This window comes from Modestobacter sp. VKM Ac-2978, from assembly GCF_026968025.1.
In the GTDB taxonomy this organism is placed as follows: Bacteria; Actinomycetota; Actinomycetes; order Mycobacteriales; family Geodermatophilaceae; genus Modestobacter.
This window is the reverse complement of record NZ_JAPVBP010000003.1, coordinates 548664-557645: the sequence shown is the minus strand read 5'-3', so window position 1 is coordinate 557645 and position 8982 is coordinate 548664. Positions and strand designations below refer to the sequence as shown.

The 8982-nt window shown below is 75.0% G+C and carries 12 protein-coding genes; 5 read left to right on the top strand and 7 right to left on the bottom strand.

The features are described from left to right. Positions 1-9 precede the first annotated feature (9 nt). The 4 genes from rpsI to O2W53_RS10420 form a co-directional block, all read right to left on the bottom strand. Complete coding sequence (gene rpsI / locus O2W53_RS10435; RefSeq protein ID WP_164699893.1) at positions 10-429, bottom strand: 30S ribosomal protein S9; 420 nt, start codon at positions 427-429, stop codon at positions 10-12. Next, positions 426-869 (bottom strand): 50S ribosomal protein L13, encoded by a 444-nt coding sequence (gene rplM, locus O2W53_RS10430; RefSeq protein ID WP_269159179.1) that lies wholly within the window; start codon positions 867-869, stop codon positions 426-428. Before rplM ends, rpsI begins: the two co-directional genes overlap by 4 nt. A gap of 152 nt (positions 870-1021) precedes the next feature. Next, the gene (locus tag O2W53_RS10425) at positions 1022-1525 is read right to left on the bottom strand and encodes a beta-class carbonic anhydrase (RefSeq protein ID WP_269162949.1); all 504 of its coding nucleotides are present in this window, start codon (positions 1523-1525) and stop codon (positions 1022-1024) included. 52 nt (positions 1526-1577) lie between these two features. Continuing rightward, positions 1578-2543, bottom strand: coding sequence for a PfkB family carbohydrate kinase (locus O2W53_RS10420; protein ID WP_269162948.1), 966 nt, complete (start codon positions 2541-2543; stop codon positions 1578-1580). Positions 2544-2708: 165 nt separating this feature from the next. Between O2W53_RS10420 and moeA the strand changes: the two genes are divergently transcribed. Genes moeA through O2W53_RS10405 form a run of 3 tightly spaced genes read left to right on the top strand, consistent with a single transcriptional unit; the run spans position 2709 to position 4941 of the window. Then, positions 2709-3914, top strand: coding sequence for a molybdopterin molybdotransferase MoeA (moeA, locus tag O2W53_RS10415; protein ID WP_269162947.1), 1206 nt, complete (start codon positions 2709-2711; stop codon positions 3912-3914). Next, positions 3911-4399, top strand: coding sequence for a cyclic pyranopterin monophosphate synthase MoaC (moaC, locus tag O2W53_RS10410; RefSeq protein WP_036334311.1), 489 nt, complete (start codon positions 3911-3913; stop codon positions 4397-4399). Before moeA ends, moaC begins: the two co-directional genes overlap by 4 nt. After that, on the top strand, positions 4396-4941 hold the full coding sequence (locus tag O2W53_RS10405) for a MogA/MoaB family molybdenum cofactor biosynthesis protein (protein ID WP_269162946.1): 546 nt from the start codon (positions 4396-4398) through the stop codon (positions 4939-4941). The genes moaC and O2W53_RS10405 overlap by 4 nt, the downstream gene beginning before the upstream one ends. 161 nt (positions 4942-5102) lie before the next feature. On the opposite strand, the gene fdhD is transcribed toward O2W53_RS10405, so the two are convergent. Continuing rightward, positions 5103-5933, bottom strand: a complete 831-nt coding sequence (gene fdhD, locus O2W53_RS10400) for a formate dehydrogenase accessory sulfurtransferase FdhD (protein ID WP_269162945.1) — start codon at positions 5931-5933, stop codon at positions 5103-5105. Between the two features lie 42 nt (positions 5934-5975). Between fdhD and mobA the strand changes: the two genes are divergently transcribed. Together mobA and O2W53_RS10390 are read left to right on the top strand one after the other, a co-directional pair. Beyond that, on the top strand, positions 5976-6563 hold the full coding sequence (mobA, locus tag O2W53_RS10395) for a molybdenum cofactor guanylyltransferase (protein WP_269162944.1): 588 nt from the start codon (positions 5976-5978) through the stop codon (positions 6561-6563). A 58-nt stretch (positions 6564-6621) separates the two neighbouring features. After that, positions 6622-7287: an NAD(P)H-binding protein gene (locus O2W53_RS10390; RefSeq protein ID WP_269162943.1), complete on the top strand. Its 666-nt coding sequence runs from the start codon at positions 6622-6624 to the stop codon at positions 7285-7287. Positions 7288-7329: 42 nt separating this feature from the next. On the opposite strand, the gene truA is transcribed toward O2W53_RS10390, so the two are convergent. Both truA and rplQ read right to left on the bottom strand, forming a co-directional pair. Next, positions 7330-8172, bottom strand: coding sequence for a tRNA pseudouridine(38-40) synthase TruA (gene truA, locus O2W53_RS10385; RefSeq protein ID WP_269162942.1), 843 nt, complete (start codon positions 8170-8172; stop codon positions 7330-7332). Between the two features lie 28 nt (positions 8173-8200). Beyond that, a complete protein-coding gene (gene rplQ / locus O2W53_RS23905; RefSeq protein ID WP_442929278.1) occupies positions 8201-8920 on the bottom strand; it encodes a 50S ribosomal protein L17 in 720 nt (239 codons plus the stop codon). Positions 8921-8982: the final 62 nt, after the last annotated feature.

The window sequence follows — 8982 nt, the reverse complement described above, 5'->3', positions numbered from 1 at the left end:
GACGTACCGTCAGCGCTTCGAGTACTGAGGCGCCTTGCGGGCCTTCTTCAGGCCGTACTTCTTGCGCTCGGTGACCCGCGGGTCACGGGTGAGGAAGCCGGCCTTCTTCAGGGCCGGACGGTCCTCGGGCTCGATCTCGATGAGCGCGCGGGCAATCGCCAGGCGCAGCGCACCGGCCTGGCCGCTGACGCCGCCACCGTGCAGGATGCCGACGACGTCGTACTGCTCGTTCTTCTCCAGGATCACGAACGGCTCACGGATGAGCTGCTGGTGCACCTTGTTGGGGAAGTACTGCTCGATGGTGCGGCCGTTGAGCTTGAACTCACCGGTGCCGGGGAGCAGACGCACCCGGACGATGGCCTCCTTGCGGCGGCCGACGGTCTGGATGGGACGCCCGTCGGCGTCGGTCACGGTCAGTGCGCTGGTCACTGGGCCACCTGCTTGATCTCGTAGGTCTGGGGCTGCTGGGCGGCGTGCGGGTGCTCGGGCCCGGCGTAGACCTTGAGCTTGGAGAGCATCTGCCGGCCCAGCGTGTTGTGCGGCAGCATCCCCTTGACGGCGCGCTCGACGACGCGGTCGGGACGGGTCTTCAGCTCGTCGCCGACGTTGATCGTCCGCAGCCCACCCGGGTAGCCGGAGTGGCGGTAGGCGACCTTGGTGTCGCGCTTGGAGCCGGTCAGGGCCACCTTGCCCGCGTTGACGATGACGACGAAGTCGCCGGCGTCGACGTGCGGCGCGAACTGGGGCTTGTGCTTGCCGCGGAGGAGGATCGCGGTCTGGCTGGCGAGTCGACCGAGCACCACGTCGGTGGCGTCGATGACGTGCCAGGCCCGGGTGATGTCACCGGGCTTGGGGCTGTACGTGCGCACGAGGCTCACTCGTCCTGTCGTCGTCGGGCGGGTGGCTGGTGGGATCGCCTCACCGAGGACGGGAGACTTGGGCGGACCCGATGACATCGGCGCCCCGGACGCGTGTGCACCAACCGGCATCACGCACCAACGGAAGACGATACCAGCGCCGGTTACGAACCCGGCTCCTGGCCTTCGATCTCGCGGAGCCGACCGCTCGCGACGTCGTAGACCGTGCCCCGCACCTCGGTGCTGAGCAGGTAGGGCGTCTCCTGGATGAGCCGCATCGACTCCCGGACGTCGGCGTCCACGTCGGTGAAGGTGCGCGCCACCCAGGGCGGCCGGTGCCCGGTGGTCCGCTCCACCAGGTCGGCGACCTCCTGGTCGGTGGCCTTGTTGAGCCCGCAGTCGGTGTGGTGGACCAGCACGACCGCACGGGTGCCGAGCACGTGCTGGGAGATGGCGAGCGACCGGAGGGTGTCCTCGGTGACCACGCCACCGGCGTTGCGGATGACGTGCGCGTCACCGACGGCGAGGCCCAGCATGCCGAACAGCGGCATCCGGGAGTCCATGCAGGCGACGACGGCGACCTTGCGGTCCGGCGCGACCGGGAGGTCGCCGGGGAACTCACCCAGCCACTCCTCGTTCGCCGCCAGCATCCGGTCGATCTCGGTCACCCTGCGCCACCTCTCGTCCGCCGCTGCGTCCCGGCAACGCTAGCGCGGCGCGTCAGCGGCCCGTACCGCCGCGCTCCCGGCACTCCACGGCGAGGCGCGTGACCTCCTCGGGGTCCAGTGCGGGTCGGCCGCCGAGCCTGCCCACGGTCAGGGCCGCCGCGGCTCCCGCCTGCCAGGCGGCCGCCCCCGGGTCGGCGCCACGCAGCAGCGCGACGGTGAACGCCGCCACCACGCTGTCCCCGGCGCCCGTCGGGTCGACCGGGTCCTGGCCGAGCAGCGGCACCAGCTCCTCGCGCACCCGGCCGCCGGGCTCCCGCCACACCGTGAGGTCGCCGTCCTCCCCGGCCGCCAGGCAGACCACCCGGGGGCCGGCTGCGCACAGCTGGCGGGCTGCGGCGCGCACGTCAGCCAGCCCGTCCAGCTCGCCGTCCACCCACAGCCCGGCCTCGACCAGGTCGGCCCGCAGGACCCGCACCTGACCCAGCAGCGCCTCCCGGGTCTCCGGGTCCGGCGGGGCACCGTCGGCGACCGTCAACGCGTCCCGCGGGGCCCGCGCCAGGGCGGCGCGGACGGCGACGCCCGGCTGCTGCAGCTGGAGCACGACGGCGGACGCCCGCGCGAACGACCGGGCAGCCGCGTCGACGTCGGCAGCGGTCAGCAGGGTCGGCTCCGGGACGTCCTCCAGCAGCCGCCGCGTGCCACCGGCCTCCACCAGGTCGACCAGCAGCGCGGTCTCGGCGCCCCCGCGGCGGACCACCCCGGAGACCCACAGGCCGTCGCCGACCGCCTGGGCCAGGACCAGGTCGCCGGGCGGGTCGTCGCCGAGCACCCCGACCAGGGCGACCGGCCAGCCCAGCTGCGCCATCGCGACGGCCTGGTTCGCCCCCTTCCCACCCAGCAGCTCCCGGCGGCGGCGGACGTCGGCGCTCCGTCCACCGCGCGGCAACCGGTCCACCTCCAGCACGAGGTCGCGCCCCACCTGGCCGACGACGACCGCGGGACCCTCCGGAACTGGCACGCTTCCTCCTCATCGGCTCACGTCCCACCGACTCCGGCCCGCCGCGCGGCCTCGGTCACCGTCCCAGCCTGCCCGCTCACGCTGCGTCGTGCGATCACCGGCTGTGCACGACCGGTCCCGGCCCGCGCCGCCACCCGCTGGAGCGGCATCGGTGAGGATGGGGCCGTGCGCACGGTCGAGGAACACCAGGCAGCGGTCGCCGGGCTGCTCGCCCCGCTGCCGGTCGAGGACGTCCCGCTCGCCGCGGCCGCAGGACGGGTGCTCGCCCGCGACCTGACCGCGCGGGTGGCCCTGCCGGGCTTCGACAACTCCGCCATGGACGGCTACGCCGCACGGCACGCCGAGGTGGGGGCGGCCACCGCCGAGGCCCCCGTCCAGCTGCCCGTCGCCGCCGACCTGCCGGCCGGGCGCACCGACGTGCCACCCCTGCTGCCGGGCACGGTGCACCGCATCATGACCGGCGCCCCGGTGCCGGACGGTGCGGACGTGATCGTCCCGGTCGAGCGCACCGACGCCGGCACCGACGTCGTCACCATCACCTCCGCCCCCTCGGCCGGCACCCATCTGCGGCACGCCGGTGAGGACATCCGGGCCGGCGAACTGGCCATGCCCGCCGGCACCGCGCTCGGCGCGGCCCAGCTGGGGCTCGCGGCCGCGGTCGGGTACGACACCGTGCCGGTGCGGCGCCGCCCCCGGGTCCTGGTGCTCTCCACCGGCAGCGAGCTGGTCGAACCGGGCCGCCCGCTGCTGCCGGGCCAGATCTACGAGTCCAACTCGGTGCTGCTGGCCGCCGCCGTCACCGAGGCCGGTGGCCAGGCGCGCACGCTGCACTTCGTGCCCGACGACGTCGAGCAGTTCCTCGCCACGGTCCGCGCCGAGCTGCCGGACGCCGACCTGCTGGTCACCAGCGGCGGGGTCAGCGCCGGTGCGTACGAGGTGGTCAAGGACGCCTTCGCCGGGCTGGGCACGGTCGAGTTCGGCAAGGTCGCCATGCAGCCGGGCGGTCCGCAGGGCGCCGGCACCGTCGACGGCGTCCCGGTCATCACGCTGCCCGGCAACCCGGTGAGCTCCTTCGTCTCCTTCGAGGTGTTCGTCCGGCCCGCCCTGCGCCGCGCGCTCGGCCACGCCTCCCCCGACCGGCTGCGCACCAGCGCCCGGCTCACCGCCCCGCTGCGCTCCCCCGCCGGCCGCCGGCAGTTCCTGCGCGGGCGGTTCGACGGGGAGGTCGTCGACCAGGTCGGCGGGCCCGGCTCGCACCTGGTCGCCCACCTCGCTCGCGCCAACTGCCTCGTCGTCGTCCCCGAGGACGTCACCGACCTGCCCGCGGGCGCCCAGGTCACCGTCGTCCTGATCGAAGGAGCACTCCAGTGACCACCTCACCCGAGGGCCCGGCACGACTCACCCACGTCGACGAGTCCGGCGCCGCACGGATGGTCGACGTGACCGCCAAGCCGGTCACCGCACGGGTCGCCACCGCCGCCGGCCGGGTGCTGGTCAGCCCCGAGGTGGTCGCGCTGCTGCGCGGCACGGGCGTGCCCAAGGGCGACGCCATCGCGGTGGCCCGGATCGCCGGGATCGCCGGGGCCAAGCGCACCCCCGACCTGATCCCGCTGTGCCACCCGATCGCCCTGCACGGCGTGACGGTCGACCTCGACGTCACCGACGACGCCGTGGAGATCACCGCCACCGCCCGCACCGCCGACCGCACCGGCGTGGAGATGGAGGCGCTCACCTCCGTCGCCGTCGCCGGGCTCACCGTCATCGACATGGTGAAGGCGGTCGACCCGCGCGCCTGCATCACCGACGTCCGGCTGCTCGCCAAGTCCGGCGGCAAGAAGGGCGACTGGACCCGATGAGCGCCGACCTGCCGGCCGACGCCCGGGCCGTCGTGCTCACCGCCTCCAACCGCGCCTCGGCCGGGGTCTACGAGGACCGCTCCGGTCAGGTGCTCGCCGAGGGGCTGCGCGGGCTCGGCTTCACCGTCGAGGGTCCGCACGTGCGCCCGGACGACGTCGCGGCGCTGACCGAGGTGCTGCGGGAGGCCGTGGCGGGCGGGGCCGACGTCGTCCTGACCACCGGCGGCACCGGGCTCTCCCCCACCGACGTCACGCCGGAGGCCACCCGCGCGGTGCTGGAGCGCGAGGCCCCCGGCATCGCCGAGGCGGTGCGCCGGTACGGGGAGGGGAAGGTGCCCACCTCCGTGCTGTCCCGCGGCGTCGCCGGCACCGCCGGGCGCACCCTGATCGTCAACCTGCCCGGCTCCACCGGCGGCGTCCGGGACGGTCTCGCCGTGCTGGGTCCGCTGCTGCCGCACGTGGTCAGCCAGCTCCGCGGTGGCGACCATGCTCCTGGCGACGCTGCCGCGCCGCAGCGCGGCCAGGAGCCGTCCCCCAGCTGAACTGAGCCGCTTCCCGCGATCGCAGCGGGAGCCTCCGGCCCCGCGCTGCGCTCCCGGACCGTCCTCCGGACGGGGGTCCGTACTCGTGCCCGGCTCCGTTCGTACCCGGCTCGTGCCCGGCCCGGTCCGTCCCGACTGCGTCCGTGCGCGGCGCTGTGTGCCTAGTCGGGCAGGACCAGGCGTTCGGGGTGGGTGTAGACGTTGCAGCCGTCGCCGCGGAGGAAGCCGATCAGGGTGATGCCGACCTCCTGGGCCAGCTCGACCGCCAGCGAGCTGGGCGCCGACACCGCGGCCAGCACCGGCACGGCGGCCATCGCCGCCTTCTGGGTCAGCTCGAAGGAGGAGCGGCCGCTGACCATCAGCACGTGCCCGGCCAGCGGCACCCGGCCCTCCCGCACCGCATCGCCGACCACCTTGTCCACGGCGTTGTGCCGGCCGACGTCCTCGCGCAGCGCCACCAGCTCGCCGCCGGCGGAGAACAACCCGGCCGCGTGCAGCCCGCCGGTCTTGTCGAACACCTGCTGGGCGGCGCGCAGCCGGTCCGGCAGCGCCAGCAGCGTCGCGAGGGTCAGCCGGGTGTCGTCGGCGGCGACGTCGTAGGCGGTCTTCGTGCGGATGGCGTCGATGCTGGCCTTGCCGCAGACACCGCAGGAACTGGTCGTGTAGAAGTTCCGGTCCAGCGCGGTGTCCGGGGCCTCCACGCCGGGCGCCAGGTCGACGTCCACGACGTTGTAGGTGTTGCGGCCCTCGTCGTCGACGGAGTTGCAGTACCGCAGCCCGGCGATGTCGGCCGCCGAGGCGATCACGCCCTCGGTGGTCAGGAAGCCGTGCACCAGGTCGAAGTCGTCGCCCGGGGTCCGCATCGTCACCGCCAGCGGCGTGCCGCCGAGCCGGATCTCCAGGGGTTCCTCGGAGGCGACCGTGTCGGGCCGTCGGGTGTGCACGGCGCCGCGGATGCGCAGCACCGGAGTGCGGCTGGTGACTCGTCCCACGCGGCTGACGGTACTCACCGGTCGCGCCCTACCGTTCCGGCCATGACCTCGCTCCCCCGCTTCGCGGCCGTCGTGCTGGCCGGCGGCCGGGCAGCCCGGCTCGGCGGACAGCCCAAACCGCAGCTGGACGTCGGCGGGCGCACGATGCTCGCCGCCGTCGTGGACGCCGCCCGGGACGCCGATCCGGTCGTCGTCGTCGGACCTCCGCAGCCAGTGCCCGAGGGGGTCGTGCTCGTCCGGGAGGTGCCTCCGGGCGGTGGGCCGGTCCCGGCGCTCGCCGCCGGGCTCGCCGAGGTCGGCGACGCCGAGGTGGTCGCCGTCCTCGCCGCCGACCTGCCCTTCCTCACCCGGGACCTGGTGACCGAACTGCGCCGGCGGCTGGTCGACGACGGCGTCCTGGTCGTCGACGACACCGGCCGCGACCAGCTCCTCCTGGGCGTCTGGCGGACGGCGGCACTCCGCGACGCCGTCCGTGACCCCCGCCCGCACACGCCACTGCGGACCGTGCTCTCCGCGCTGTCCGTCAGCCGCCACCGGCCGGCCGCGCTGCCCGGCCGGCCGGCGCCGTGGACCGACTGCGACACCCCCGCCGACCTCGCCCGTGCCCGGTCCGCGCCCGGCCCGGAGTGAGCCGTTCCCCACGCGACCGACCTGCGTGGGGACCACACCCGCCGGGTAGGACCGCACCATGCGCGTCGTCACAGCAGGAGCCCACGGGAAGATCGCCCGCCGCCTCGGCCGGTTGCTGAGCCAGCGGGGGGACACCGCCATCGGCATCGTCCGCAACCCCGCCCACCAGGCCGACCTGGAGTCCGACGGTGTCCAGCCGGTGGTGCTGGACCTGGAGCAGGCCTCGGTCGAGGAGCTCGCCGCCGTCGTCACCAGCGCCGATGCCGTGGTGTTCGCCGCCGGTGGTGGCCCGGACAGCGGCATCGAGCGCAAGGACTCCGTCGACCGCGGCGCCGCCGTGCTGCTGGCCGAGGCGGCGGTCGCGGCCGGCGTCCGCCCCTACCTGCTGATCTCCTCGATCGGTGTCGAGATGGTGGCCGGGGACGGCGCCCCCGAGGACATGGACGAGGTGTTCGTCGCCTACCTGCGGGCCAAGCTGGCCGCCGAGGAGCACGTGCTGTCCCGCGAGGGCCTGTCCCCCATGGTGATCCGCCCGGGGAGCCTCACCGACGACCCCGGCACCGGACGCGTCCGGCTCGAGCACACCACGGACCGCGGCGAGGTCCCCCGCGACGACGTGGCCGCCGTGCTGCTGGCCCTGCTCGACGACCCGAAGGACGGCGCCGTCGTCGAGCTGCTCTCCGGCGACACCCCGGTCACCGAGGCCGTCGCCGCCCTCCCCTGACGTCCTGACGACGGCCGGCCTCGCGGGCGCGGCAGCCGCCGGTCAGCTGCGCTTCGCCCGGGTGACCAGTGCCCGGGCCGCGAGGCCGGCGTCGTCCGGGTAGTCGACCCGCAACAACGTCAGACCGCCGGCCGGCGCGACCGGCACGTCGTTGGCCCGTTCACTGCGGGCCAGCAGGGACGACGGCCACTCCACCGGCCGGCGCCCTTCCCCCACGGCGCCCAGCGCACCGACCAGGCTGCGGACCATCGAGTGGCAGAAGGCGTCGGCGGACGCCCGGATCTCCACCAGGTCGCCGTCCCGCTCCACGTCCAGGGCGAGCAGGGTCCGGATCGTGGTCGCTCCCTCACGTCGCCGGCAGAAGGCGGCGAAGTCCTGCTGTCCGAGCAGCAGGCGCGCCGCCGTCTGCATCGCGCCGACGTCCAACCGGCGCGGCCAGCCGACCGTGTCGGCCCGGCGCAGCGGCGGTGGGCCGGCGTCGGCATCGGTGAGGCGGTACGCGTAGTGCCGGGCCAGCGCGGAAAACCGGGCGTCGAAGTCGGCTGTGACCGCCTCCGCCGAGGTGACGGCGATGTCCGGCGACAAGACGCCCCGCAGCCGGCGCAACAGCCGGTCCTGGTGGGCGGTGAAGAGGTCGCCGGGCAGGTCGGCGTGCGCCACCTGCCCGGTGGCGTGCACGCCGGCGTCCGTGCGGCCCGCGACCGTCAGGTCCACGTCCACCCGCAGCACCGTGGCCAGCGCCAGTTCCAGCTCGCCCTGGACGGTGCGCAGACCGGGCTGGCGGGCCCAGCCGTGCAGCGCCGTCCCGTCGTAGGAGATGCCCAGCCGGACGCGGACGAGCCCGCCACCGACATCGGTGGCGGGCTCGTCAGCGCGCACGTGCATCGAGTGAGACCGTCGGGACGGTCTCAGCTCACTTCGGGTCGGTGGCGGGCTCGCCACCGGGGGCCTGCCGGCCCGCGGTCGCCGCGTCGCCGATCTCGGCGGCCTCGACCTCGGCGGCGGCCGCAGCGGCCACGTCGGGGCTCAGCGCCGGGTCGTCGACGACGGCCAGGTTCTCCGACGTCGGCTCCGGGGTGACGTCGCCGTCGTCCTGACGCTCGCCGTCGGGCACGAAGACGTCGGTGACGACCTCTTCCGCCTCGGCGGACTGGTCGGTGTCGGCCTCGGTGGCGTCGGCGGTGACCTCACCGGCGGCCGCGGACGCACCGGCGCCGGCAGCGAACCGGGTGCCGCGGGCGCGCTCGGCCTCGCCGACGGCCTGCTGCGCCACCGTCTGGCCCTCGACCAGCTCGATGATCGCCATCGGCGCGTTGTCGCCCTTGCGGGGACCGACCTTGACGATGCGCGTGTAGCCACCGGGACGGTCAGCGAAGCGCGGGCCGATCTCGGCGAACAGGTGGTGCACGACGTCCTTGTCCCGGATCGTCGTCAGCACCTGCCGACGGGCGTGCAGGTCACCGCGCTTGGCGAAGGTGACCAGCTTCTCGGCCAGCGGCCGGAGCCGCTTGGCCTTGGCCTCGGTGGTGGTGATCCGCCCGTGCTCGAACAGCGAGGTGGCCATGTTGGCCAGCATCAGCCGCTCGTGCGCGGGGGAGCCGCCGAGACGGGGGCCCTTGGTGGGGGTGGGCATGTCGGTCCTTCCTCAGGCGGCCGGGCGGGGCGTGTGCCGGCTGCGTCGTCCACATCGCAGTG

Excerpts from the sequence above, each read along its gene's own strand:
- O2W53_RS10405 (WP_269162946.1), top strand. The coding sequence starts at position 4,396 with ATGAGCGCCGACCTGCCGGCCGACGCCCGGGCCGTCGTGCTCACCGCC.
- mobA (WP_269162944.1), top strand. The coding sequence starts at position 5,976 with ATGACCTCGCTCCCCCGCTTCGCGGCCGTCGTGCTGGCCGGCGGCCGG.
- O2W53_RS10390 (WP_269162943.1), top strand. The coding sequence starts at position 6,622 with ATGCGCGTCGTCACAGCAGGAGCCCACGGGAAGATCGCCCGCCGCCTC.
- truA (WP_269162942.1), bottom strand. The coding sequence starts at position 8,172 with ATGCACGTGCGCGCTGACGAGCCCGCCACCGATGTCGGTGGCGGGCTC.
- rplQ (WP_442929278.1), bottom strand. The coding sequence starts at position 8,920 with ATGCCCACCCCCACCAAGGGCCCCCGTCTCGGCGGCTCCCCCGCGCAC.